This window comes from Pseudomonas retamae (genome assembly GCF_043496865.1).
Classification (GTDB): Bacteria; Pseudomonadota; Gammaproteobacteria; order Pseudomonadales; family Pseudomonadaceae; genus Aquipseudomonas; species Aquipseudomonas retamae.
Genome location: NZ_JBIEIL010000016.1, coordinates 26,855 through 51,810 on the forward strand (window position 1 = coordinate 26,855; position 24,956 = coordinate 51,810).

The window sequence follows — 24,956 nt, forward strand, 5'->3', positions numbered from 1 at the left end:
CTTTTTACCAATTTTGTCCTATCCCTGGGCAAATGCCGAAAGCTCTCGCCGCAATCTCCGTTGCGTCCTACAGCCAGCCTGAATGGATAGTTCTATGGTGAGGCCTTGTTCAATCGAAAGAACAGCGAGGCGAAAGTGCATAGAGATATCTTTTCCAAATGGGCTGAAAGCGCCGAGGGATTGGCAGCGCCAAATTATTCTGGCTATATTTGTCCAGAATATTGGAGTGAACTGATGATCATCGTTCCGCTGGCCGAAGCTAAAAACAACCTATCCAAACTTGTCGATGATGCCGCCGCTGGGCAAGTCATCACGATTGCCAAGCATGGCCGGGCGATGGCTCGTCTCGTTCCTGCAGGAAAACCGACCGCACAGCGTATTGGTGCGATGAAGGGCAAACTGTTGCTGCCTGCAGATTTCGACTCCCCATTGCCCGATGACATGCTGGACGCATTCGAAGGCACTCAGGCATGAGGCTACTGCTTGATACCCATATCCTGCTCTGGACGCTCAGTGATGACGCCAGATTATCTGGTAAAGCCAGAAAGCTGATTGAAAACGCTGCCGATATCTACATCAGTGCCGCCACTTTTTGGGAAATGGCTATCAAGGTCGGGCTCGGTAAGTTAGATGTTGATCTGGATGACGTCCGCCAACATTGCCTTGATAGCGGGTTTATCGAATTGCCGGTGACCACGGAACACGCCATAGCTGTTAAGGATCTTGAACACCATCATCGGGATCCGTTTGATCGCATTATCGTTGCCACAGCCATGACTGAACCGATGAGGTTGCTTACGGCCGATCCGTTGGTCGCTCGATATTCTGATCTGGTGGTTCTGGTATAACCCGATGCGTGGCTTTTCTACAATCGCGCTTCGTCATTCAAAATCCATATTGAATGTCGGGCCGCCATCGCTTGCAGGCAAGCTCCTACAATTTGTTCGTGGTTCTTCAATTGAAATGCGGTCCACTGTGGGAGCGGTGTGTTTAAGGTGGCAACGACAAAAGCCCGCTTTCAAAGCGGGCTTTTTGTTCTGTAGCGATACCGACTACTTCTGCTTTGCAGTCAGCGCCGAGTAGCTGTTCATCAGGTTGCGGTAGTTAGGGATACGCTGCGACAGCAGGTTGCCCAGGCCTTCAATGTCGTTGCGCCAGTCGCGGTGCAGCTCACAGGCCACCGAGAACCAGTTCATCATTTGTGCGCCAGCCTGGGTCATGCGGCTCCATGCGGCTTGTTGCACGGTGGTGTTGAAGGTGCCCGAAGCATCGGTGACCACGAACACATCAAAACCTTCCGCCAGTGCCGACAGCGTCGGGAACGCTACGCAGACATCGGTGACCACGCCGGCGATGATGATCTGCTTGCGGCCGGTGGCCTTGATCGCCTTGACGAAGTCTTCGTTGTCCCAGGCGTTGATCTGGCCTGGGCGAGCGATGTACGGCGCGTCCGGGAACATCTCTTTCAGTTCCGGGACCAGCGGGCCGTTCGGGCCTTGTTCGAAACTGGTGGTGAGGATGGTCGGCAAGTCGAAGAACTTGGCCAGGTCGGCCAGGGCCAGCACGTTGTTCTTGAACTCGTTGGGCGAGAAGTCCTGCACCAGGGAAATCAGACCGGTCTGGTGATCGACCAGCAGCACGATAGCGTCGTCTTTGTTCAGGCGGTTGTAAGTTGGAGTGGTCATGGTGTGCGTCCCTTTTCAAGTTTGAAGTTTGTTGTTGCGTTCAAGTTGGGTACAGATTACTGACCCAGCGAAAAGGGATAAATCGGCTGAAACGCGTTTCACTGTCCACTCAAAACGGACAATGCTTATTCGCTTTGTTCCGCTTCATCCTCCGAAACCAGCGGCAACGACGCCAGCATTTGCGCGTGACACACCGCGAGGATTTCATCAGCCAGCGCGGAATCATCCGGGCACGCCCGAGACAGCATGACCGCGCCCACCGCTTGCGCCAGCAGTCCGATCATCTTCAAACGCGCCGCGTCCGGGGCTGCTTCGGTGTCAGTCGGGTACTTCGCGCCCAGCGTCTGCAAGGTGCGCTCGATGCCGTCGGCGAACGTGGCTTTCAACTCGTCCGGCTGGCGGGCGGCGTCGCCGCAAAGTGCGGCCATGGTGCAACCATCGCCACGCCCGTCGCGGTGTTCACGCGACACGTAGAGGTCGATAAAGCCTTTGACGTCGAGAGTTTCGGCGGTCGCCAGTGATCGCCCCAGGCTGTTGGCCGAGGCTTCGGCCATCAAATCCGCTTTCGAGCCGAAGTGCTTGTAGAAACCGCCGTGGGTGAAACCGGCCGCCGCCATCAGATCAGCCACACCGACGCCGTCAAACCCTCGCTCACGAAACAGCTCGGACGCCGTCTCGACGATGTGTTCACGGTTGGCCTGTGCCTGGGCTTTGCTGACTCGCATGAGCGGTACCTCTGTGCGCTAAAAATCATCCGCCGATGATACATAGATGTTGGCCATAATCAAAACCGTTGACAGTTTAGATTTAGATCATCATCCTAAATCCACTTGCTGCTATCCGGCATTTACCCCAACCGATGCATTCGCAAAGAGATGAATCAATGACCACTCGCCCTGCTGTCCTGATCACTGGCGCTTCCACTGGTATCGGCGCGGTTTATGCCGAACGTTTCGCCCAACGCGGGCATGATCTGGTGCTGGTCGCTCGCGATGCTGCGCGCCTCGACACACTGGCCGCCCAACTGCGCAGCGAGCACAGCGTTGCCGTCGATGTGGTTCCGGCCGACCTGACCCGACTCAGCGATCTCACCACCGTCGAAACGCGTCTGCGTGACGACACGCGCATCGGTATCCTCGTCAACAACGCCGGTGCCGCACAGTCCGGCAGCTTTATCGAGCAGAGCACCGACAGCGTGGCCAATCTGGTCGCCCTCAACACCACCGCTCTGGTACGCCTTGCCAGCGCGATTGCGCCGCGTCTGGCCAAGGCCGGTGAAGGTGCGATCATCAATATCGGTTCGGTGGTCGGGCTGGCGCCGGAATTCGGCATGTCGGTTTACGGCGCGACCAAGGCGTTTGTGCTGTTCCTCTCGCAGGGCCTGAGCCTGGAACTGACGCCGCTGGGCGTGTACGTGCAAGCCGTGCTGCCCGCCGCGACCCGCACGGAAATCTGGGACCGCGCCGGCATCGACATCAACACCCTGAGCGAAATCATGGAAGTCAGTGATCTGGTCGACGCCGCACTGGTCGGTTTCGATCGCCGCGAGCCGGTAACCATTCCGCCGCTGCATGAAGGCCAGCGCTGGGATGACCTGCAAACCGCGCGGCAGGGTTTGCTCGGGCAGATTCGCCAGTCCGCGGTTGCCCAGCGTTACCTGCCATGAAAGCTTTTCTCATCGACCGCTACGGCCAACACCGCGGGCGCATCGGCGACGTCGCCGAGCCCGCGCCTGGGCCTGACGACGTCCTGATCGAGGTGCACGCAGCGAGCGTCAATGTCCTCGATTCGAAGATCCGCCGCGGTGAATTCAAGTTGATTCTGCCGTACGCAATGCCGCTGGTACTGGGCAACGATGTCGCCGGTGTGGTGATCTCGACCGGCGCAGCAGTCACCGCTTTCAAACCCGGCGATGAGGTCTATGCGCGGGTGCCGGAACAGCGCATCGGCACCTTTGCCGAGCGGATCGCGGTGGATCAGCATGCGCTCGCATTGAAGCCTGCCAACCTCAATATGGAACAGGCCGCGGCGATACCGTTGGTGACGTTGACTGCCTGGCAAGCGCTGGTCGACATTGCACAGTTGCGCGCCGGGCAGAAAGTACTGATCCATGCCGGTTCCGGCGGTGTCGGTACGGTCGCGATTCAACTGGCCAAACACCTCGGCGCGTTTGTCGCGACCACCACCAGCACGGCGAATGTCGAGTGGGTCAAGGCGCTCGGCGCGGACGTGGTGATCGACTACAAACACCAGCGTTTCGAGGATGAGCTACGCGGTTACGACGTGGTGCTCAACAGCCTCGGTAGCGATGTGCTGGAGAACTCACTGAAAGTGCTCAAACCCGGTGGACAGCTGATTTCCATCTCCGGCCCACCCACCGCCGAGTTCGCCAAGGCGCAAGGTCTGGCGTGGCCACTACGGCAAGTCGTGCGCCTGTTGAGCCTGAAGATCCGCCGCAAGGCTCGCCGGCACAACGTCAGCTACAGCTTCCTGTTCATGCGGGCCAACGGCTCGCAGCTGCGCGACATCAGTGCGTTGATCGAGGCCGGCAAGCTGGCGCCAGTGCTGGATCGCAGCTTTGCGTTTGAGTCGACGGCTGAGGCGCTGGCTCATGTAGAACAGGGCCGCGCCAAGGGCAAAGTCATTGTGCGGATGAAGTAGCCCTATGCCGGTCGATGACGTTGCAGGCAACGCTGAAGATCTCCCTGCCGGCACGCAGCAGTTCGGCACGATTGAGCCCGCCGGCGAGCGAACGCCCGCGATCGAGCCGCCAGCCCCCCTGCTCGACCCGGCCGCCATCGTCTGGCGGCCCTTGTTGCTTGAGCCCTGACCCGTTGCCCGTCAGGTATTCAACGGCGTTTGCGGCGTATCCGGATTGAGCTGACGACGGCGGAATTGCCCCGGCGGCTGGCCGTGAATCTGCCGGAAACGCCGGGAAAAATAGGCCTCGTCGGCAAAGCCGCACAAGCGCGCCACCTCGCCCACGGAGCGGGTGCTGTTGAGGAGAAAATTGCGCGCCGCGTGCATCCGCCGTTCGAGCACCAGTTCGGTGAAGGTCTTGCCGATTTCCTTGCGCAACCAGTGGGTCAGATAGGTCGGTGACAGGTACGTCGCCGCCGCCACTTTGATCAGGTTGAGGTCGGGGTCGGCGATGTTCTTGCGCAGGTATTCGAACATGCGGCTCAGCGCATCGCGTCGACTGACCTCAGCAGCGTTTTCTTCGGCCAGGCGCTTGAGCGGCTCGGCGTAAAGAAAACACACGCTGCCGATCAACTGCAGCAGCAAGCCCTTGAGCATCTCCCGCGTGCCGAACTGGCGATTCTCGTCCAGGCGGCGCATCTGCTCGATCAGCGCACAGACCCCGGCAAAATCCGCGTCCACGAGAATGAAATCCAGATGTTCCTGAAAGCGGAACGGCGACAGCTCCGGCGCCAGCAGGATCGACACCTCTTCGAGGTCCATCGGGTCGCACTGCAAATGCGGCAACAGGAAGGTCTGGGAAAAATTGATGACGATGAAATTGCTCTCCGCCGGGTGCGGAATCACGTGGACGCGGTGCGGCAGGATGAACGCCAGGGTGTTGCGCGGGAACGGACGTTCGACGTTGCCGATGTGCTGCACGGTGTCGCCGCCGAGGTTGATCTGGATCTGAAAGTATTCGTGGCGATGCGGCGCGGTTTCGGCGCGGCGGCCCTTTTTGTCGCGAATGTAGAAGTCGGTCAATTCGCTGCGTTGCTGCATGACGTAAGTCGGAATCCGGTGCGGTGACGACATCGGCGGAGGGTCCTCGGCAGGTACGTGGGCGCGAATCATCTTGCAGGCAAGCCCGCGACGCAGCAAGCAGTCATACGACGACATGAGCACCAGCAATTTTTTCCGCGTCGGAGTGGCGATTCGCCTGTCCAAAAAACCTGAAGCCATAACAAAACGTATTTATGTTTATTTTCAATACGTTAACGTGCATATCCAGTTGATTGTGGAACGTCGCACGCAGATTTTTTTCTTGGACAGGTTTAACCAGCCCCCGCGTCATAAGAAAAAACGTTCTAACCCTTGGCTTGATCTGACGAAGTTGTACGACCACTGTAATAGCCAACGCAGCCCAGCCTCCTCCAAAAACAATCAAAGGTGTGCACGTCATGAACCAGCCATTACTTCTCGCCGCCCCTCCCGATCCCGCCGAACCGGCCTGCCGTGAGACGTACCTGAACGTCTGACGCCAGGCCTTCGTGCCGTCGCTTTTCAGTGCCGATCTGTCTGCCCCCACGCGTGTGGGCAAGGCCTTCGGCTGCGCGAAACCCCTCGACCCTTCTAACAATAACGAGGTCTGACCATGTCCAATTCCCATGCTTCTCAAGCCACTGTGCCGCCGGTGATTGCCGGCGCACGCGACGCGGTGGTGCCGCAACGCCTGCCCTCGCGGCGCCGCTGGTTCATGCTGTCGCTGTTGCTGATCGCGACCATCATCAACTACATCGACCGGGTCAATATCTCAATCGCCGCACCGTTCATGGCCAAGGACCTGGGGCTGGACAAGATCGAGATGGGCCTGATCTTTTCCGCGTTTGCCTGGACCTATGCGCTGGCGCTGGTGCCGGCCGGGTTCATCGCCGACCGCTTTGGTTCGCGCTTCACCTACGGGGTTTCGCTGATCAGTTGGTCGACGGTCACCGTGTGCCAGGGCTTCGCCACCGGTTTCGCCTCGCTGTTCGGTTTGCGCCTGGCGGTCGGTGCCATGGAAGCGCCGGCGTTTCCGGCCAACAGCCGCGCAGTGACGGTGTGGTTTCCGGCCCGCGAACGCGGTCTGGCGAGCAGCATTTATGTCTGCGGCCAGTACCTCGGCACGGCGCTGTTCACTGGCGCGCTGCTGTGGCTGGCGACCACCTTCGACTGGCGCCACGTGTTCTACAGCACCGGCGCACTGGGGATCATTTTCGGTGTGCTGTGGCTGTACCTGTATCGCGACCCGCTCAATTGCAAAAAGGTCAGCAAAGCCGAATTGCAGTACATCGAAGCGGGTGGCGGCCTGGTCAAAAGCAGTCAGGAACGCACCCGTTTCAACTGGCGGCAGATCGCCGAGTTGTTCAGCTACCGCCAGGTCTGGGCGATCTGCATCGGCAAGTTCGCCAGCACTTCGGCGCTGTACTTCTTCCTGACCTGGTTCCCCACCTACCTGATCGAAGAACGCCAACTGACCATGATCAAGGCCGGGATATTCGCCGTGCTGCCCTTCGTCGGCGCGACCGTGGGCATTCTGCTCGCCGGGATCGTCTCCGACGGATTGATCCGCCGGGGCTACTCGATGTCGTTCGCCCGCAAGTTGCCGCTGGTGGTCGGGTCGATGCTGGGCATGTCGATCGTGCTGGTGAATTTCACCGACTCGAACACGATCTGCATTGCCGTGCTGACCATCGCCTTTTTCGCTCAGGGCATCGCCTCGTCTTCGTGGGCGGCGGTCTCGGAAGTCGCGCCCAAGGAACTGATCGGCCTAACCGGCGGCATCACCAGCCTGGCGGCGAACATCGGCGGCATCGTCACGCCGATCGTGATTGGCGCCATCGTGCATGCCACCGGCTCGTTCGCCTGGGCGTTCTGGTTCATCGGCGGCGTGGCGCTGATCGGCACCCTCTCCTACTCGCTGCTGCTCGGCCGTCTGTATCGCATCGAATTGAAACCACGCTGAGCGCAACAGCACCGTTTTCTCCAAGCCGAAGCGGCATTCGTCCAACTACACCGACGCGCGCCGCCGTAGGCTGATCTCACACACAGGACCTCACAGGATGAACATGACTGAATACGTTTTCACTCCGGATCTGCCCGCGACCTTGCCGGTGGTGGGCAGCGCGCAACGCTTTCCTGTCGGTCGGGTATTTTGTGTCGGCCGCAACTACCCGTGGCCGGACAGCCAGGGCCAGTCGCGCCAGCCACCGGTGTTTTTCATGAAGCCGGCGAGCAACGTCATCGATGCCGTCGGTGAAGTGTCCTACCCGCCGTTGACCGAGGAGTTCGTCCATGAAATCGAACTGGTGGTGGCGATTGGCGAAGGCGGCGCGAACATCCCCGAAGACCAGGCGTTGGCCTATGTCTGGGGCTACGCCGCCGGCCTCGACCTGACCCGCCGCGACGTGCAACTGGCGGCCAAGAGCAAGGGCCTGCCGTGGGAAGGCGCCAAGGTTTTTGATGGTGCCGCGCCGATGACCGCGATTGTGCCGGTCAGCCGCGGCGGCCATCCCGAGGGCGAGTTGTGGCTCAACGTCAACGGCGAGGAGCGCCAGCGTGACAGCCTCGACAATCAGATCTGGTCGGTCAGCGAAGTGATCAGCCGCATCTCTCGTTCGGTGGCGTTGCGCGCCGGCGATCTGATCATGACCGGCAGCCCGGCCGGCGTCGACGCGCTGCAGCCCGGCGACCTGATCAGCGCTGGCATCGACGGCATCGGTCAACTGGAAATGCGCGTCGGCGCTCGTCCTCAGCCATTTGCATAAGGAGTACCCGAGCATGTCCACTTCATCACCGTTAAAAGTCGCGCTGGTCACCGGTGCGGGCAGCGGCATCGGCCGCGCCGTGGCGCTGGGCCTGATGGCCGACGGGTTCACCGTGGTCGCCGCCGGACGCCGAGCGGAACCTTTGCAAGCGCTGGTCGAACTGGCGACGAGCGAAGGCCACGAGGCGCTGGCGGTACCCACCGACGTGCGCGACCCGGCCAGTGTCGACGCGCTGTTTGCGAGCATTGCCGAGGTCTACGGACGCCTCGACGTGGTGTTCAACAATGCCGGGGTCAATGCCCCTGCCGTGCCGCTGGACGAGCTGTCGTTCGAGCAATGGCGCAATGTCATCGACACCAATCTCAACGGGGTTTTCCTCTGTGCCCGCGGCGCCTTCGGCCTGATGCGCCGCCAGCAGCCACAGGGCGGACGCATCATCAACAACGGTTCGATTTCCGCGCACACGCCGCGCCCGTTCAGCAGCGCCTATACCGCCAGCAAACACGCGGTGCTGGGCCTGAGCAAATCGCTGGCGCTGGACGGTCGCGAATTCAACATCGCCTGCAGCCAGATCGACATCGGCAATGCCTTGACCGAGATGTCCGAACGCATGACCCGCGGCGTGCGCCAGGCCAACGGCAGCATCGCCGTCGAGCCGATGGTCGACGTCAAACACGTCGCCGAGGCCGTGCGCTACATCGCTGGCCTGCCGCTGTCGGCCAACGTTCTGAACATGACCGTCATGGCCACTGCCATGCCGTTTGCCGGCCGCGGTTGAGCCGGCCTTTTTATTCGGTAAGTGAGGTTTACATGAAGCCCGAAGTCTTGCAGTTGAGCCCGATCCTGATTCCTGAAATCAACGCCCGTCTCGATGAACTGTTCACCGTCCGACGCTATTTCCAGCAGGCCGACAAACCCGCATATCTGCGTGAGCACGGCGCCAATATTCGCGGGGTGATCACCGGCGGGCACACCGGCATCAGCCAGGCCTTGATGGCGCAACTGCCGCAACTGGAAGTGGTGGCGGTCAATGGTGTTGGCACCGACGCGGTCGATCTGGCCTACGCCCGCGATCGCGGCATCCGCGTGACGGCAACCATTGGCGCGCTGACCGAAGACGTCGCCGACCTCGCCATCGGTTTGCTGATCGCCGTGTGTCGCGGTTTGTGCACCAGTGATCGCTACGTGCGCTCGGGTGAATGGCCGCACAGCCCGACGCCGCTGGCGCCGCTGCCATTGGCGCGACAGGTGTCGGGCATGCGCATCGGCATCGTCGGCATGGGTCGGGTCGGTCGTGCCGTGGCCAGTCGCGCCGCCGCGTTTGGCTGCCCGATCAGTTACACCGATCTGCAGCCGATGAGCGATGTCAGCCATACCTTCGTCGCCGATCTCAAGCAACTGGCCCGCGACAGCGACGCGCTGATCCTCGCCGCCGCCGCCGACAAGGCTGAAGCGATTATCAACGCTGAAGTCCTGCAAGCCTTGGGCAAGGGTGGTTATCTGATCAACGTCGCGCGCGGCAAACTGGTCAACGAAGCGGACCTGTTGGCGGCGTTGACGGCCGGCGAAATCGCCGGGGCCGGGCTGGATGTGTTTGTCGATGAACCGAATGTGCCAGAAGCCTTGTTCAACAACGAACAGGTGGTGCTGCAACCGCACCGCGCCAGCGCCACCTTGCAGACGCGTACGCGGATGGGCGAGATGGTGGTTGCCAGCCTGCTCGACAGCTTTGCCGGGAAGGTACCGCAGGGGTGTGTCACCGGGTAAGCGCCGGGGCTGAAATGGCAGCCCTGCACCAGCCCGAGCGCCCCAACCTGATCGTTCCCACGCTCCGCGTGGGAATGCCTCTTGTGACGCTCTGCGTCACGCTTTTGGACGCAGAGCGTCCGGGGCTGCATCCCCACGCAGAGCGTGGGAACGATCAGGTTGCTCCGCGTGGGAACGATCAGGATCGACTCGGTCGGCTCCCTCTCCCTCTGGGCGGTCCGACGTTTCGGGAGGGCTGGGGTGAGGGGCTGCGGTTCACGCAGATCGCAAACGCCTCACAAGGTATAAGAAATCCCCACCTGCACCGTCCGCGGCGCGCCCGGATAGGCGTAGACGTTGCCGAACGCCCCTTCCTCATAATCACGATCGAACAGATTCTTCAGATCAAGGTTGAGCCGCACCTTGTCGTTGACCTTATAAAAGCCCAGCAAGTCGACCACCGTGTAGCTGCCCATCGAAAACGCGGTATTGGCGGTTTGCCCGGCGCGTTCGTCGACATACTTGAGCCCGGTACCGAGGCCCAAGCCTTTCAGAGCGCCGTCCTGGAATTCGTAGACGTTGAGCAGGCTGAAGCTGTTTTGCGGGATGTTCAGCAAGCGGGTGCCGGAGCGGATCGTGTTGTCCTTGGTCACTTCGGCATCGACATAGGCATAGCCGCCGATGACCCGCCATTCCGGGGTCAGGTTGCCCGCGACGTTCAGGTCGAAGCCACGGCTGCGCACCTCGCCTGCGGCAACGCTGAAGGTCGAGTCGACCGGGTCGGTGGTCAGCACGTTGCGTTTTTCGATCTGGTAGATCGCCGCATCGACGCTTAGCTGATGATCCAGCGCCTCCCACTTGAGGCCCATTTCATAGGATTTGCCTTTCTCCGGGGCAAAGCCGCCACCGGCGCGGCTGGCGCCGGTGTTGGGTTTGAACGAGCGCGCGGTGTTGGCGTAGACCGCGAGGGTTTCGGTCAGATCGTAGGTCACGCCCAGACGCGGGGTGACCGCGTTATCCGCGGCCTGCCAGCTCTTGCCACCCGGCACGTAGGTTTCATAGTCGTGTTCGAAACGCTCGAACCGCGCCCCGGCAAGCACTTTCAGGCGCTCGGTCAACGCCACCTGATCCTGGACGAAGGCGGCGTAGGTCTTGAGGTTTTCCTTGTCGTGGGTCGGCGTGCGGGTCAGGGCCGGGCGCGGCTGGCCGTAGACCGGATCGAAGATGTCGATCGGGTAGGCACCGACCGCACCGCTGGAGCGCTGGATGATCGACTTGTAGTCGTAGTCTTCGTATTCGATGCCGGTGAGCAAGGTGTGCTGCAGACCGCCGGTGCTGAAGTGCCCGGTCAGATTCAGCTGGGTGTCCTTGTCGGTCCATTCCAGTTTGCGGTAGTTGAAGTTGCGCCCCAGGGTGCGACCGTCAGCGGCGATGCCGTTGGCTTCGATCGCGTTGCCTTTAAGCGAGCCGTCGAGCCACTGGAAACCACCGCCCAGGGTCCAGTCGTCGTTGAGCAGGTGCTCGAAACGCAGCTGCGCCATGTTGTTGTCGTTGTGCAGCTTGCCGACGTCCTTCTCGCCGAAGAACGTGTCGCGCGAGGCGGTGCCGATCTGCTTCGGATAGCGCGTCACGCCACGGTCGAGCGGCGCATTGTTGCGCATGAAATCGCCTTCGAAAATCACCTTGGTCGCATCGGTCGCCTGCCAACTCAGCACCGGCGTGATGCCGTAGCGTTCGGTCTCGACATGATCACGAAAGGTGTCGCCGCCCTCGCCCACGACGTTGAGCCGATAGGCCAGCCGGCCTTCTTCATCCAGCGGCCCGGAAGCGTCGAGGGTGCCGCGTTTTATACCTTGATCGTTGAGCTGGCTGCCCAGGGTGACGGTGCGCTCGGCCAGCGGTTGTTTGGACACCACGTTGAAGGTGCCGCCGGGATCGCCGCGACCGTAGAGCGTGGTGGCCGGGCCGCGCAGTACTTCCAGACGCTCGATGGTGTTGGCGTCGGGCATGTTCGGGTAGCCGCGGTTGATCGGAAAACCGTTGCGATAAAACTCGCCGGTGGTGAAGCCACGCACGGTGAAAGTAGTCAGGCCTTGCCCGCCGAAATTGTTCGCACGGCCAACGCCGCCAGCGTAATCCAGCGCGTCTTGCAGGCGGGTCGCGCCGATGTCCTCGACCGCATCCTTGGTCACGACACTGATCGATTGCGCGGTTTCATGAATCGCCGTGTCGGTGCGCGTGGCACTGGCCGAACGCGTCGCGCGATAGCCCTGCACCGGGCCGTCGGCCCGTTCGTAATCTGCCGTGCCGACCACATCGGTGGCGTCCAGCTCAAGCACTGAGGAGGTGGAATCGGCCTGTTCGGCCCACGCAGAAGAAGACAACGCCTGCAGCACGCAAATGGAAAGCAGAGTACGACGCATGAAAAGGAAACCTTTACGAATAGGCCAGAACGGATGGCAGAACTGCCAGCGAAGCGGCGCGCATGGTATACCAGTGCAATGCGTAATTGAAACGTATTCTTATTTGTCATGTTGCAGTTGCGGGCCCATCGAACCCGACGGCAATGGGCACCTGCATCGTCAGGTCAGCCTGCTGTGCGCTGACTGAACACCTCCTTGAACACTGGCACAGCGGAAAAAGCGTTGGGCCAGCCGGCGTAGAACGCCAGTTGGGTGATCATTTCCGCCGCCTCGGTCTGGCTCAGACCGTTGTCCATCGCGCGATTGAGGTGATAACCGACCTGGCCCACCTGCCCGTTCGCCACCAGCGAACTGACGGTGATCAGGCTGCGGTCACGCGGAGCCAGGCCCGGGCGCAACCAGAGATCGCGAAACAGCGCCTTGGTGGTGAATTCGACCAGTCCCGGCGCAGCAGAGCCAACTGCCGCGTTCACCCGTTCGACGCGATCCGCCTCGCGCACCTCATCGAGCGGCAGCAGTGGCGGCGACACCGGCGCCAGTTGCTCCGGGCCGATGTGGCGCGCGGCGAATATCTGCTGAGCGATCGGCAGCGCCGCCGTCGCGTTGCCCCAACCGGAATAAAACGCCAGATGATTGAGGGCTTCCGACAATTCCAGCGGCGTCACGCCGTGGTCCAGCGCCAGATTGAACTGAATTGGCATCTCGGCGGTTTGCCCGCGTGCGATCAGCACCGCCACCGTGACCAGACTGCGATCGCGTGGCGACAGACCCGGGCGTTGCCACAGTTCGCCAAGCAGCATTGATTCGGTGTTGTGCGCCAGCGCCGGCGAAACCGCGGCAGCACTGGTTTGCGTTGTTACAGGAGCATGGTTCATCAAGGGCGTTCCTTTTTCAGCGGAGGCACAGGCAGACAGCACCAGGGCCAGGGCCGTCAGCAGGAGACTGCCGGGCTGGAACGCGTTTCGAATCGACGGTACGGGCATGGCCACACTCCTGCTGACGGAATCATCAGCGGCCACGTTAAGGGGCTTATGCCCCAGCGACTAGCCAGCCTGCGTCTCATGGAGTCATGAGTGTGATTCATCAATCGGAGGTCGCGCGGCGCTTTTGGGGATCAGTGGTCCAGCAGCCGCGTGGTCATCGCCATCGCGGTGTGCAGTGACTGTCCGGTGCGCTGCAACTTGTTCAGCAGGCTGGCGCCCAACCACAACTGATACAGGGTTTCCGCCAGATGCCGTGCGTCACCCTCTGGCAGGCTGCCATCCGCCTGGCCTTGTTCGAGGCATTCGGTGATGCGTGCCACCACGCGCTCGGCGCCATCACGCAAGGTCAGGCGCATCGACTCGGAGAGGTCGGCGACCTCGGCGCTGAGTTTTACCACCAGGCATTCATCGCCGTGGCCTTCGAGGGTGCAGCGGTTCTGCCAGCCCTGCCAGTAATCCATCAGCCGCTCATAGGCGTTGAGCCCCGGCAGCGTCAGGCGGCGCTCCATGTCGGCGAGGTAGCCGACGAAGTAATCCTCAAGCAATGCCTGGCCGTACAGCTCTTTGGATTTGAAGTAGTGATAGAACGAGCCCTTGGGCACACCGGCGGTCTGCAGGATCTCGTTGAGGCCAACGCTGGTGAAGCCCTTCTCGGCCATCATCCGGTGGCCGGTGTCGAGCAAGTGTTGGCGGGTGTCGTCGTAGGTCGGTTTCATGGGGCGCGAATTAGCTGGCAATAGACCAGTCGTATGCTGAGAAGGAACGCGAGTTTGCCATACCTGAACCTAAAAAAACCAAAGATAAAAAATTACTAGACGACTGGTCTAATTGGGATCTATGCTGCGCCCCGACAAACGATTTCTGCCGGGTGCCAGCGATGGGCGAATCCCTCTCCCACGAAACACCTGACCTACACAAAGGTGCGTTTATGAAAGTCCTGATGGTGCTGACCTCTCACGATCAACTCGGCAACACCGGCAAGAAAACCGGTTTCTGGCTGGAAGAATTCGCCGCCCCCTACTACGCCTTCAAGGACGCCGGCGCTGACGTCACGCTGGTCTCGCCGGCCGGTGGTCAGCCACCGCTCGACCCGAAAAGCGACGAGCCCGGCGCGCAGACCGCTGAAACCGACCGCTTCCGCCAGGACCCGGCCGCCCAGCAAGCGCTGGCAAACACCGGACGCCTGGCCGAGGTCAGCGCAGAAGATTTCGATGCGGTGTTCTACCCGGGAGGCCACGGCCCGCTGTGGGATCTGACCGAGGACAAGCATTCGATCGCCCTGATCGAAGCCTTCGACCGCGCCAACAAGCCGCACGGTTTTGTCTGCCACGCACCGGGCGTGCTGCTTCATGTGGTTCGGGCTGATGGCCAGCCGATCGTCAAGGGCCGCAACGTCACCGGTTTTACCAACGCTGAAGAAGCAGCGGTCGGCCTCACTGACGTCGTGCCGTTCTTGATCGAAGACGAGTTCCAGCGTCTGGGCGGTCAATACTCGAAAGTCGCTGACTGGCAGGTACACGTGGTTGCCGACGGGCAACTGGTCACCGGTCAGAACCCGGCCAGCTCCGCCGCCGTCGCCGAGAAACTGCTGAAACTGCTCGGCTAGGTTCACGCTCAACCCCTAAGAACGCCGTGCGCGGTTTGCCCGGCGTTTTTTTTCATTCGACTAGTAGTCGACTGGTCTAATTACTCAAGGTCACTCCATGAAGCACAACCCGTTTTCTACCCCCCGTCACCCTCGGCGGCCACACCCTGAAAAACCGTATCGTCCTGCCGCCCCTGACCCGTCAACGCAGCACGCAACCGGGCAATGTCGCCAACGCGCTGATGGCCGAGTATTACCAGCAACGTGCCGGCGCCGGCCTGCTGATCACCGAAGGCACGCAGATCGAACCGCGCGGCCAGGGTTACGCGTGGACACCAGGCATCCATACCCCGGAGCAAATCGCCGGTTGGCGTGAAGTCACCGAGGCGGTGCATGGCGCAGGCGGGGTGATTTTCGCCCAGTTGTGGCACGTTGGCCGGGTCTCGCACAACGCGTTGCAACCCGGCGGCGCGGCCCCTGTGTCGGCTTCGGCGGTAGCGACCGATCGGGTCAGCGTGTTCATCGAAACGGCGCCCGGCGCTGGTGAACTGGTCAGCCCTTCGGCGCCGCGCGCACTCAGCACGCTGGAAGTCGAAGAACTGGTGCAGCTGTATATCCAGGCCGCACGCAATGCGATGGAGGCCGGTTTCGACGGCATCGAGTTGCACTGCGCCAATGGTTATCTGGTCAATCAGTTCATCTCGGCGCACAGCAACCTGCGCGACGATCAATACGGTGGCTCGCTGCACAATCGCCTGCGGTTCCTGCGTGACGTGGTTGCGGGCGTCGCCGAATGCATCGGCAGGGACAAAGTCGGTGTGCGCTTCGCGCCGCTGTTCACCACCACTGATGAAGCGCGCACGTATCTGGGCCTGGTCGAGGACGATCCGCACACCACCTACATCGAAGCGATCAAAATCCTTGAGAACGTCGGCATCGCCTATCTGTCCATCGCCGAAGCGGACTGGGACAACGCCCCCGAGATGCCTGTGACTTTTCGTCAGGCCGTGCGCGACACCTTCAGCGGCGCGATCATTTATGCCGGGCGCTACACCGCGGAATCCGGCGCACGCTTGCTGGAATCCGGGCTGGCGGATCTGGTCGCGTTCGGCCGTCCGTTCATGGCCAACCCCGACCTGCCAGCGCGCATCGCCAACGGCTGGCCGCTGAATGCGTTGAACTCGGCGACCGTCTATGGCGGTGGGGCTGAAGGTTATACCGACTACCCGGTCTACAACGGCTGAGCGGGCTTCTGCGCACGATTCAGACAGCGCCAGGTTTTCGTTGAGCAGGTCGCAAATATCTATACACGAACTACAATCTGTATAAGTATTCGCAGCCCAACAACGAATCCCTGGCCGAGCACCCGTTGCTGCTCCTCACCTGAATCCGCGCACATGAACACCACCCATCGGCTTTGTCTGGTGCTGGGCGACCAGTTGTCGTTCGACCTCGCGTGCCTCGCCGATCTCGACCGCGCGCACGACGCTGTGCTGCTGGTCGAGGTCATGGAAGAGGCCAGCCATGTCGCCCACCATCCGCAAAAGATCGCGCTGATCTTCAGCGCCATGCGCCACTTCGCCAAGGCCCTGCAGGACCAGGGCATCCGCGTGCATTACGTCACCCTCGACGACCCGCACAACAGCGGCTCGGTACCCGGCGAACTCAAGCGCTGGCAGGCGCTGTTGCAAGCGCGCGAAGTGCACCTCACTGAATGCGGCGACTGGCGTCTGGAACAATCGCTGAAGGATTGCGGATTGCCGCTGCACTGGCATGCCGACCGGCGTTTTCTCTGTTCGCGTGTCGAATTCCGCGCCTGGGCCGCCGGGAAAAAACAGCTGCGTATGGAGTACTTCTACCGCGACATGCGCCGCAAAAGCCGCCTGCTGCTCAACGGTGACGGCACCCCCGTCGGCGGCGCCTGGAACTTCGACAGCGACAACCGCAAGGCCCTGCCCAAAAGCGCCAAGCCACCCTACCCCGCGCGATTTGCCAACGATGCGATCACTCTCGAGGTGCTGGCGCTGGTCGCCGAGCGCTTCGCCAGTCACTACGGCAGCCTCGAAGATTTCAATTACCCGGTGACTCACGCCGACGCGCAGGCACTCTGGGCTTATTTTCTCGATTATGGCCTGGCCGGTTTCGGTGACTATCAGGATGCGATGGCCAGCGACGAACCGTTTCTGTTCCACGCACGGATCAGCGCTGCGTTGAATATTGGTCTGCTTGATCTACGCCAACTGTGCAGCGATGTCGAGGCGGCGTACTGGTCCGGCGCGATTGCCCTGAATGCTGCCGAAGGCTTCATTCGCCAATTGATCGGCTGGCGCGAATATGTGCGTGGCGTGTACTGGCTGAAAATGCCCGAGTACGCCGACGGTAATGTCTTCGCCAATCAGCGTGCCCTGCCGGAGTTCTACTGGACCGGCGCCACGCAAATGAACTGCATGCGCCAGGCCATCGGCCAAAGTCTCCGGCACGCCTACGCCCACCATATTCAGCGGCTGATGGTGACCGGCAATTTCGCCTTGCTCGCCGGCATCGCGCCGAGCCAGATCTGTGAGTGGTATCTGGCGATCTACATGGACGCGTTCGACTGGGTCGAGTTGCCCAACACCCTCGGCATGGTCATGCACGCCGACGGCGGCTACCTCGGTTCCAAGCCGTACTGCGCCAGCGGCCAGTACATCAACCGGATGTCCGACTACTGCCGCGACTGCGCCTACTCGGTTCGCGAAACCACGACTGACAACGCCTGCCCGTTCAACGCCCTGTACTGGCATTTCCTCATGCGCCACGGCGATCGGCTGCGCGGCAATCAGCGGATGAGCATGATGTACAAGAACCTCGACCGCATGCCGCTGGCCAAACAGCAGGCGCTGTGGCAACGCGGGCAAAGCCTGCTCGAGCGGCTGGATAACGGCGACGCGTTATAACTGCGCGGGCGTGCAACTTAAACGTGGCGCGCCGGGTCAATGCTGACACAGTGTCCAGCTCATGAATGTTCGTTGCGGCGTGCCGTTCGAAAGCAGAGCCGACCATCAACAAGGCATGAGGAGTGGATGTCCTGAAACAGCTAACTCGCGAGCAGCTCGAGTCCGAGGTCACGCGCCTGCGCCTGGCCGTCGAGGCCACCTGCGACGCCGTCTGGGACTGGGATCTGAAGACCGACCGGATCGTCTGGAACGACTCCCTGCAACAGGCCTACGGCTATGTCGCCGAGGCCATCGAGCCGACCTGCGACTGGCGCTTTGCGCAGATCCATACCCAGGACCGTGGCCGGGTAACCAACTCGATTCGCTCGGCGATCGACGGCAAGGGCACCACCTGGAGCGCCGAGTACCGCTTTCGCTGCCACGACGGTTCCTATGCCGAAGTGCTCGATCGCGGTCATCTGATCCGCGATTCCGCCGGCCAGCCTGAGCGAATGATCGGCGCGATGCTCGACCTGACCCGCTCGCGCAGCGCGGAAAATGCATTGCGCCTGAGCGAAGAACGCTTCAGCACAATCCTCGAAACCATCGAAGCGGCGTTCGCCATCGTCAAGGTCAAATTCGATGCCGACGACCAGCCGATCGATTATTTCTTCGTTGAAGCCAACCCGGCGTTCGAGCGTCAGGCCGGGGTCAACCTGCGCGGCAAATGGGTCACCGAGTTTGCGCCGAATCTGGAACGGTTCTGGTTCGAGACCTACGGCCATGTGGCGAAAACCGGTGAGCCGGCGAATTTCGAAAACTATGCCAATACCTTCGAACGCTGGTTCGACGTGCGCGCCGTGCGCGTTGGCGAGCCGGCCGATCGGCAGATCGCAATTCTGTTCAATGACGTCACCGAACGCCGCAACGCCCAGGAACGCCTGCGCGTCAGCGAGGCCGTGGCCCGCGAGAACATCGAGCGTGTGCAACTCGCCCTCGCCGCTGGCGCGATCATCGGCACCTGGCATTGGCACCTGCCCTCCGATGGTTTTTCCGTCGATGAAGCCTTCGCCCGGGTGTTCAACCTTGACCCGGCGCTGGGCCGCGATGGCCTGAGCCTTGAGCAGATAGTCATCAGCGTCCACCCCGACGACCGCGACGGACTGATCGCCGCGATCAACGAAGTGATCGCCCGTGGCGGTGCCTATTCGCATCAGTACCGCGTGTGCGGGGCCGACGGTAAATACACCTGGATCGAAGCCAATGGCCGCGTCGAATGCGCCGAGGACGGCACGCCGCTGCGTTTTCCCGGGGTGCTCATTGATGTCGAGGACCGACGCAATGTCGAGGCCGAGCGCGACCGCGCCACCGCCGCCCTGCGCGCATTGAATGACACGCTGGAACAGCGGGTTTCGGCACGCACCGCCGAACTGATGCAGGCCGAAGAAAAGCTGCGCCAGTCGCAGAAAATGGAAGCGGTCGGGCAGCTCACCGGCGGCCTCGCCCATGACTTCAATAACCTGCTCGCGGGGATTTGCGCCTCGCTTGAGCTGGTCGACAAACGCATCAGTCAGGGGCGTCTGCACGACGTCGGCAAGTACATGGAAATCGCCCAGGACGCGGCCAAGCGTGCCACCGCCCTGACTCATCGTCTGCTGGCATTCTCCCGGCGCCAGACCCTCGATCCGCGGCCCACTGAAGTCAACGGATTAATCGCCGGCATGAGCGAATTGATCCAGCGTACCGTCGGCCCGAGCATTCGCCTGAAAACCGTGATCGCTGCCGATCTGTGGCCGGCGCTGGTCGATGCCAGCCAACTGGAAAACGCCCTGCTCAACCTGTGCATCAACGCCCGCGATGCGATGCCCGATGGCGGGCGCATCACCGTCGAAACCGCCAATCGTTCGCTGGATGCCGAAGCCGCGCGGGTGCTGGACATGCCCGCCGGTCAATACCTGTGCCTGTGCGTGACCGACACTGGCACCGGGATGAGCGCCGAAGTCATGGCCAAGGCCTTCGATCCGTTTTTCACCACCAAACCCTTGGGCCAGGGCACCGGACTCGGGCTGTCGATGATTTACGGTTTTACCAAGCAATCCGGCGGTCAGGTGCGGGTGCAGTCGCAAGTCGGCCAAGGCACCGAAATGTGCATTTACCTGCCGCGTTATCGCGGCGCGGCGCAGCACAATCATGACGACGCGCAGAGCACCAGCACGCCGTTTGCCAAGGCCAACGAGACCATTCTTATCGTTGACGACGAACCCTCGGTACGCATGCTGCTCAAGGACATTCTCAACGACCTCGGCTACAGCCTGCTCGAAGCGGCGGACAGCCTCGAAGGGCTTGAAGTGCTGCGTTCCGGCGCGAAGATCGATCTGTTGATCACCGACGTCGGCCTGCCGGGCGGCATGAACGGTCGGCAGATGGCGGATGCCGGGCGGCAAATCCGCCCGCAACTGAAAACCTTGTTCATCACCGGCTACGCGGAAAACTCGGTGATCGGCAATGGCCAGCTCGGGCCGGGTATGCAGGTACTGACCAAACCCTTTGCGGTTGACACGCTGGTGTCACGGGTCAGTGGGCTGATGGCCGCGCCCTTCGAGTGACGGCTCACCCCGGTACGCAGCGAAGCCGTTGCGCCCGGCGGCTTTGGCTTGATACAGCGCCTGATCGGCGGCTTCGATCAGGCTTTGCACGGCATCCAGTTGCGCCCCCTGCCCCGCGGCAACGCCGATGCTCACGCTGACCCGGGCCAGTGGGCTGGAGGGATGCGGCAGATGCTCGTGCCTTAGGCGATCAACGAGCAGTTGCGCCACAACGGCCGCGCCTGCTGCGTCGGTGTCGGGCATGATCACCGCGAACTCTTCACCGCCGTAACGCGCGACCAGATCCGACGGGCGCCGCACCGCGTCTTCCAGCAGTTTGCCGACCGCCTGCAAACACGCGTCGCCGGCGACATGTCCGAGCGAATCGTTGTACAACTTGAAGTAATCCAGATCGATCATCAGCAAGGCCAGAGAGGTACCGTCACGCTGGGACCGGCGCGCCTCGGTGGCGAGGGTCTGGTCGAAACAGCGACGGTTGGCCAGCGCGGTCAGTGCATCCTTCATCGCCAGCAATTCCAGCTGTCGATTGGAACCGAGCAACTGCTGCTGGGCGATCCGCAATTCTTCTTCGATCTGGGTGCGCCGACGAATATCGCGATACAAAAACCAGCCGATGATACCGGTCAGTCCCAACAGGCTGGCCACCACCACCGCAGACAGCAAAGCCTCGGTGCGCCACGCCGCAAGGGCTTCGTGTTTGCCGAGGGCGACCGTGGTGATCAGTGGCAGTTTCTGGCTTTTGCGAAACGCATAAAGGCGTTCGACGCCGTCCAGACTGGAGGTAAACGACGCGGTGCCCACCGAGCGTTCCAGCAGGTATTTGGCGTAGATCGGCGATTGGGAAAAGTTGCGGCCCATGTCCTGCTCGCGGAACGGGTAGCGCACCAGCAGCGTGCCGTCGGTGTACGACAGGCCGATCGCGCCGTCCTGACCGACGTCGAGTTTGCCGAACAGGCGCAGAAAGTTCTGCACGCCCAACGTCACCGCAACCACCCCGGCGAACGCGCCCTGATCGTCATTGAAGCGGCGGCTGACGGTGATCACCCACTCGTCATTGCTACGGCTGCGGATCGGCGGGCCGATGAAGGTCTCGCGGCTCGGATCGTCGCGGTGATGAATGAAATAGGCGCGGTCGCTGCTGTCGGCGCCCTGGGGAATCGGCCGGTTGGATGACATCAGCCAATGGCCGTGACGGTCGTAAATGGTGATGCCGCTCAGTTGCGGCATCAGCGGTTGCTGATGGTTGATCAACGTGCGCAAGCGCTCGATCTGCGCCGGGCCACTGCCTTCGGTTTCGAGGCGTTCGACCAGGCCGAGCAACAACAGCGAACTCTGGCGGACGATGCCTTCGGAATAGGTTGCCAGTGCTTGCGTCAGGTTCAGGCTGTGAACGTTGACTTCCTCAAGCGCGCGCTCGCGCGAGGCGAGGACTTTCCAGATGGTCAGAGACGCCAGGGAACAGCCGATCACCAGCAACAGGAGGATGACGAGGTGGGTATCACGCTTCACGAAAGTACCTTGTGGAAAGTCCGGTTTCCCGTTCCTGCCGTCAGCGGATCGAGGCCCTGACAGCGACCGTATGTCCTCGGCTGGGGCAAGGATACAAGCAGTGCGTGTGGCGTGCAGCAACTGACTGTTGCGCGGTCAGCACGGAGATCGAGAGGAAGTGGTGGCTTGCTTTCATGGGGCGAGTTTTTTTGACCGAGTACATATCCGTTGCTGCGGTAACGGCGGCTTAGGGTTTCGCCCTTACGGCGAGTCCCTTTTTCAAACGCCAAAAAGGAACCAAAAGGCTTTGCTCCTGCGTCCGGCCCTCGCAGGCTCGGGTTCCTTCGCTCCGGGACCGATCCGGGCGCAGCGGCTACGGTTTGCTTCGCTGCACCTCCTTCCGCTGTGTCTGGCTGCGCCAGACGGTCGCTACGCTCCCACGCCCGGATCAATCCCTCCACTCAGCCTTCCGATGTCGCTGGTTAGGCAAGATCAAAAGCACGCGAGCTAACGCTCATTGTTGAGTGGTTAGAAGCGGCGCTTGGCTTGGGATTTGTTTTGGATTCGCCCCTCACCCCAGCCCTCTCCCGAGGGAGAGGGAGCCGATCTTTGGGCTTTTCAAATTTTGTGTTCGACTCGGTATCGCAGCTCGGCGTAGCACTCGCATCCACCTGGGTCAGTCCCCTCTCCCTCCGGGAGAGGGTTAGGGTGAGGGGCTTTTGATTTTCGCGTCCTGACGCTCATCCGTCGAACGTCGCTGCCCGCGCAATGCGACGATGTCGCGCTTGGGCGCGGCGCCGAACAGTCGGCTGTATTCGCGGCTGAACTGCGATGGGCTTTCGTAGCCGACCTTGAAGGCCGCGCTGGAGGCGTCCTGCTGTTCGTTGAGCATCAGTCGCCGCGCTTCGGTCAGGCGTAGCCACTTCTGATATTGCAGTGGGCTCATCGTCGTCAGTTGGCGAAAATGATGGTGGAAGGTCGGCGCACTCATTTGCACCCGCGCGGCCAGTTCCTCGACCCGCAACGGCGAGGTGTAGTTGATTTTCAGCCAGTCGATGGCTTTGGCGATGCGGTAGCCCTGGCCGTCGACCGCGGTGATCTTGCGCAGTCGCGCGGCCTGATCGCTTTGCAACAGGCGGAAGTGGATTTCGCGCTGGATCAACGGCGCCAGTACCGCGATTGCATCCGGCTCATCGAGCAGTGCGAGCAAGCGCTGGAACGCCAGCAGCATCGGTTGGGTGACCGAGCCGATGCCGACGCCTTTGCGCTCGGCAACGTCGCGGTACGGCGGTGGATCACTTTGCGCGGCCAGCTCGGCGAGCATCTGCACATCGATTTTGAACGACAGGCCCAGACAAGGCTGCTCGGGGCTGGCCTGCAACACTTCAGAGTTGGCCGGCAGGTCCAGTGAGGTCAGCAGGAATCGCGAGGTGTCGTACATGAAACCTTCGCCGCCCACCCACAGTTTTTTCTCGCCCTGCGCTACCAGAATCACGCTGGGTTCAACCATGCACACCAGCGGTGACGAGGGCTGTTCGCGGCGAAAAAAGCCGAGACCGGCAATCGCCGTGGGGAAATCGCCAGGCACCTGGGCATGGGCGCCGATGGTCTGCGCCAGCTCGGCTTGCAGCGGTAAATGTTGGGAAATTGTGTTGGTCATAGGGTTCCGTTACCTCTGCGCTGAACTGTAGCGTGCCGGCGCGCGAGCGTCCCGCGCAAATGGCGCGACTCAGCGGATCAGGCAAGAAATCCAGCGAATCGCGCTACAGCCCTGCGCGTCTGACCGGGACAATGGGCGTTTCGCGCAACACAGGATTTCGACAATGACCGTGACCACACCTACCCCGCCGCAACCGCACGCCTCATGGGGCGCGGTTTTCGCCATGTCGCTCGCGGCCTTCGTGCTGGTGGCCTCGGAGTTCATGCCGGTCAGCCTGCTGACGCCAATCGCCAGCGATCTGCATATCAGCGAAGGCCAGGCCGGTCAGGGCATTTCCGTGTCCGGGCTGTTTGCCTTGCTCACCAGTTTGCTGATTCCGTTGCTGGCGGCGCGGGTTGATCGCAAACCGCTGCTGCTGTCGCTGACCGGGCTGATGATCGTCTCCGGGACTGTGGTCGCGTTCGCACCGAACTACACGGTGTTCATGCTCGGCCGCGCACTGATCGGCGTGGCGATTGGTGGCTTCTGGTCGCTGTCGGCGGCGACAGCGATGCGCCTGGTGCCGGATGAACAGGTCACGCGGGCGATGGCGATCGTCAACGGCGGTAATGCGCTGGCAACCGTGATTGCCGCGCCGCTGGGCAGTTTTCTCGGCGCGTTGATTGGCTGGCGCGGGGCGTTTTTCTGCGTGGTGCCGGTCGCTCTGTTGGCCGGGGCCTGGCTGATGTTCAGTCTGCCGTCGATGAAAGCCGTTGGTGGCGCGGCTTCGGGCAATGTCTTGCGCTTGCTCAAACGCCCGCCGGTGGCGTTGGGCATGCTTGCGGTCAGTGTGTTTTTCATGGGCCAGTTCATGCTGTTTACCTATCTGCGGCCGTTCCTTGAAACGGTCACTCAGGTGAACGTCTCGGTGCTCTCGCTGATGTTGCTCGGCCTCGGCGCGGCCGGGCTGGCCGGGACTTTCCTGATCGAAGGGTTTGTGAAAAAAAGCCTGCATCGCACGCTGATCGTCATTCCGCTGCTGATGGCGGTGATAGCGATGGCGCTGATTGCCTTTGGTAGTTCTACGCTCATTACAGCGGTGCTGCTCGGATTGTGGGGGCTGGTGGCGACGGCGGCGCCGGTGGGCTGGTGGACGTGGCTAGCGCGAACGCTGCCGGATGCTGCGGAAGCTGGCGGCGGCCTGATGGTCGCGGTGGTGCAGTTCGCGATCGCCTCGGGCGCGATTGTCGGCGGCGTGTTGTTCGACATGAGCGGCTATCGCGCGACGTTCGAATCCAGCGCCGGGCTGCTCATCGTCGCGGCGGTGCTGGCGTTGCTCGCCGCGCGTTCGGCTTTGCGGGTGCCGCAGCCGTCGATGAGCCTGACCTGACTTGCAGTATT

Annotated in this window: 23 protein-coding genes; 15 read left to right on the forward strand and 8 right to left on the reverse strand. The window is 61.7% G+C overall.

The window, feature by feature from the left end:
• The first annotated feature begins 147 nt into the window (after positions 1-147).
• Together ACGSLL_RS25170 and ACGSLL_RS25175 are read left to right on the forward strand one after the other, a co-directional pair.
• Positions 148-474 carry a type II toxin-antitoxin system Phd/YefM family antitoxin gene (locus ACGSLL_RS25170; protein ID WP_394507135.1) on the forward strand — a complete coding sequence of 109 codons (327 nt, stop codon included), beginning with the start codon at positions 148-150 and terminating at the stop codon, positions 472-474.
• Positions 471-848, forward strand: a complete 378-nt coding sequence (locus tag ACGSLL_RS25175) for a type II toxin-antitoxin system VapC family toxin (protein ID WP_394506996.1) — start codon at positions 471-473, stop codon at positions 846-848. Before ACGSLL_RS25170 ends, ACGSLL_RS25175 begins: the two co-directional genes overlap by 4 nt.
• 204 nt (positions 849-1,052) lie before the next feature.
• Here the strand turns inward: ACGSLL_RS25175 and ycaC are convergent, their stop codons facing one another.
• On the reverse strand, positions 1,053-1,685 hold the full coding sequence (gene ycaC / locus ACGSLL_RS25180) for an isochorismate family cysteine hydrolase YcaC (RefSeq protein ID WP_394506995.1): 633 nt from the start codon (positions 1,683-1,685) through the stop codon (positions 1,053-1,055).
• A 125-nt stretch (positions 1,686-1,810) separates the two neighbouring features.
• Positions 1,811-2,410, reverse strand: coding sequence for a TetR/AcrR family transcriptional regulator (locus tag ACGSLL_RS25185; RefSeq protein WP_394506994.1), 600 nt, complete (start codon positions 2,408-2,410; stop codon positions 1,811-1,813).
• 158 nt (positions 2,411-2,568) lie between these two features.
• Here ACGSLL_RS25185 and ACGSLL_RS25190 point away from each other — a divergent pair, with 158 nt between their 5' ends.
• From ACGSLL_RS25190 to ACGSLL_RS25200, 3 genes are read left to right on the forward strand one after another with little or no spacing between them, the layout of a single operon-like run.
• The gene (locus ACGSLL_RS25190; RefSeq protein WP_394506993.1) at positions 2,569-3,351 is read left to right on the forward strand and encodes an SDR family NAD(P)-dependent oxidoreductase; all 783 of its coding nucleotides are present in this window, start codon (positions 2,569-2,571) and stop codon (positions 3,349-3,351) included.
• The gene (locus tag ACGSLL_RS25195) at positions 3,348-4,346 is read left to right on the forward strand and encodes an NADP-dependent oxidoreductase (RefSeq protein ID WP_394506992.1); all 999 of its coding nucleotides are present in this window, start codon (positions 3,348-3,350) and stop codon (positions 4,344-4,346) included. Before ACGSLL_RS25190 ends, ACGSLL_RS25195 begins: the two co-directional genes overlap by 4 nt.
• Before the next feature lie 4 nt (positions 4,347-4,350).
• On the forward strand, positions 4,351-4,515 hold the full coding sequence (locus tag ACGSLL_RS25200) for a hypothetical protein (protein WP_394506991.1): 165 nt from the start codon (positions 4,351-4,353) through the stop codon (positions 4,513-4,515).
• 11 nt (positions 4,516-4,526) lie between these two features.
• Here the strand turns inward: ACGSLL_RS25200 and ACGSLL_RS25205 are convergent, their stop codons facing one another.
• Positions 4,527-5,459: a helix-turn-helix transcriptional regulator gene (locus ACGSLL_RS25205; protein ID WP_394506990.1), complete on the reverse strand. Its 933-nt coding sequence runs from the start codon at positions 5,457-5,459 to the stop codon at positions 4,527-4,529.
• An 82-nt stretch (positions 5,460-5,541) separates the two neighbouring features.
• Here ACGSLL_RS25205 and ACGSLL_RS25210 point away from each other — a divergent pair, with 82 nt between their 5' ends.
• The 5 genes from ACGSLL_RS25210 (at position 5,542) to ACGSLL_RS25230 (ending at position 9,937) form a co-directional block, all read left to right on the forward strand.
• Positions 5,542-5,883 (forward strand): hypothetical protein, encoded by a 342-nt coding sequence (locus ACGSLL_RS25210; protein WP_394506989.1) that lies wholly within the window; start codon positions 5,542-5,544, stop codon positions 5,881-5,883.
• A 135-nt stretch (positions 5,884-6,018) separates the two neighbouring features.
• Positions 6,019-7,368: an MFS transporter gene (locus ACGSLL_RS25215; protein WP_394506988.1), complete on the forward strand. Its 1,350-nt coding sequence runs from the start codon at positions 6,019-6,021 to the stop codon at positions 7,366-7,368.
• 97 nt (positions 7,369-7,465) lie between these two features.
• Complete coding sequence (locus ACGSLL_RS25220) at positions 7,466-8,170, forward strand: fumarylacetoacetate hydrolase family protein (RefSeq protein ID WP_394506987.1); 705 nt, start codon at positions 7,466-7,468, stop codon at positions 8,168-8,170.
• A 13-nt stretch (positions 8,171-8,183) separates the two neighbouring features.
• Positions 8,184-8,948, forward strand: a complete 765-nt coding sequence (locus tag ACGSLL_RS25225; protein WP_394506986.1) for an SDR family oxidoreductase — start codon at positions 8,184-8,186, stop codon at positions 8,946-8,948.
• Between the two features lie 32 nt (positions 8,949-8,980).
• Positions 8,981-9,937 carry a 2-hydroxyacid dehydrogenase gene (locus ACGSLL_RS25230; protein ID WP_394506985.1) on the forward strand — a complete coding sequence of 319 codons (957 nt, stop codon included), beginning with the start codon at positions 8,981-8,983 and terminating at the stop codon, positions 9,935-9,937.
• 275 nt (positions 9,938-10,212) lie between these two features.
• Here ACGSLL_RS25230 and ACGSLL_RS25235 read toward each other — a convergent pair whose 3' ends face one another.
• The 3 genes from ACGSLL_RS25235 to ACGSLL_RS25245 form a co-directional block, all read right to left on the reverse strand.
• Positions 10,213-12,339 carry a TonB-dependent siderophore receptor gene (locus tag ACGSLL_RS25235; protein WP_394506984.1) on the reverse strand — a complete coding sequence of 709 codons (2,127 nt, stop codon included), beginning with the start codon at positions 12,337-12,339 and terminating at the stop codon, positions 10,213-10,215.
• A gap of 164 nt (positions 12,340-12,503) precedes the next feature.
• Positions 12,504-13,214 carry a carboxymuconolactone decarboxylase family protein gene (locus ACGSLL_RS25240; RefSeq protein ID WP_394506983.1) on the reverse strand — a complete coding sequence of 237 codons (711 nt, stop codon included), beginning with the start codon at positions 13,212-13,214 and terminating at the stop codon, positions 12,504-12,506.
• A gap of 239 nt (positions 13,215-13,453) precedes the next feature.
• Positions 13,454-14,038: a TetR/AcrR family transcriptional regulator gene (locus ACGSLL_RS25245; RefSeq protein WP_394506982.1), complete on the reverse strand. Its 585-nt coding sequence runs from the start codon at positions 14,036-14,038 to the stop codon at positions 13,454-13,456.
• A 212-nt stretch (positions 14,039-14,250) separates the two neighbouring features.
• Here ACGSLL_RS25245 and ACGSLL_RS25250 point away from each other — a divergent pair, with 212 nt between their 5' ends.
• The 4 genes from ACGSLL_RS25250 (at position 14,251) to ACGSLL_RS25265 (ending at position 20,428) form a co-directional block, all read left to right on the forward strand.
• Positions 14,251-14,928 (forward strand): type 1 glutamine amidotransferase domain-containing protein, encoded by a 678-nt coding sequence (locus ACGSLL_RS25250; RefSeq protein WP_394506981.1) that lies wholly within the window; start codon positions 14,251-14,253, stop codon positions 14,926-14,928.
• 146 nt (positions 14,929-15,074) lie between these two features.
• Positions 15,075-16,151 carry an alkene reductase gene (locus ACGSLL_RS25255; protein ID WP_394507134.1) on the forward strand — a complete coding sequence of 359 codons (1,077 nt, stop codon included), beginning with the start codon at positions 15,075-15,077 and terminating at the stop codon, positions 16,149-16,151.
• A 153-nt stretch (positions 16,152-16,304) separates the two neighbouring features.
• Positions 16,305-17,843 (forward strand): cryptochrome/photolyase family protein, encoded by a 1,539-nt coding sequence (locus ACGSLL_RS25260; protein ID WP_394506980.1) that lies wholly within the window; start codon positions 16,305-16,307, stop codon positions 17,841-17,843.
• A 122-nt stretch (positions 17,844-17,965) separates the two neighbouring features.
• Complete coding sequence (locus ACGSLL_RS25265; RefSeq protein WP_394506979.1) at positions 17,966-20,428, forward strand: PAS domain-containing protein; 2,463 nt, start codon at positions 17,966-17,968, stop codon at positions 20,426-20,428.
• Here the strand turns inward: ACGSLL_RS25265 and ACGSLL_RS25270 are convergent.
• Both ACGSLL_RS25270 and ACGSLL_RS25275 read right to left on the reverse strand, forming a co-directional pair.
• A complete protein-coding gene (locus tag ACGSLL_RS25270) occupies positions 20,390-21,937 on the reverse strand; it encodes a sensor domain-containing diguanylate cyclase (protein ID WP_394506978.1) in 1,548 nt (515 codons plus the stop codon). The two genes, ACGSLL_RS25265 and ACGSLL_RS25270, sit on opposite strands and share 39 nt — an antisense overlap.
• Positions 21,938-22,619: 682 nt before the next feature.
• Positions 22,620-23,576: an AraC family transcriptional regulator gene (locus ACGSLL_RS25275; RefSeq protein ID WP_394506977.1), complete on the reverse strand. Its 957-nt coding sequence runs from the start codon at positions 23,574-23,576 to the stop codon at positions 22,620-22,622.
• A 163-nt stretch (positions 23,577-23,739) separates the two neighbouring features.
• Between ACGSLL_RS25275 and ACGSLL_RS25280 the strand changes: the two genes are divergently transcribed.
• Complete coding sequence (locus tag ACGSLL_RS25280) at positions 23,740-24,945, forward strand: MFS transporter (RefSeq protein ID WP_394506976.1); 1,206 nt, start codon at positions 23,740-23,742, stop codon at positions 24,943-24,945.
• Positions 24,946-24,956 lie beyond the last annotated feature (11 nt).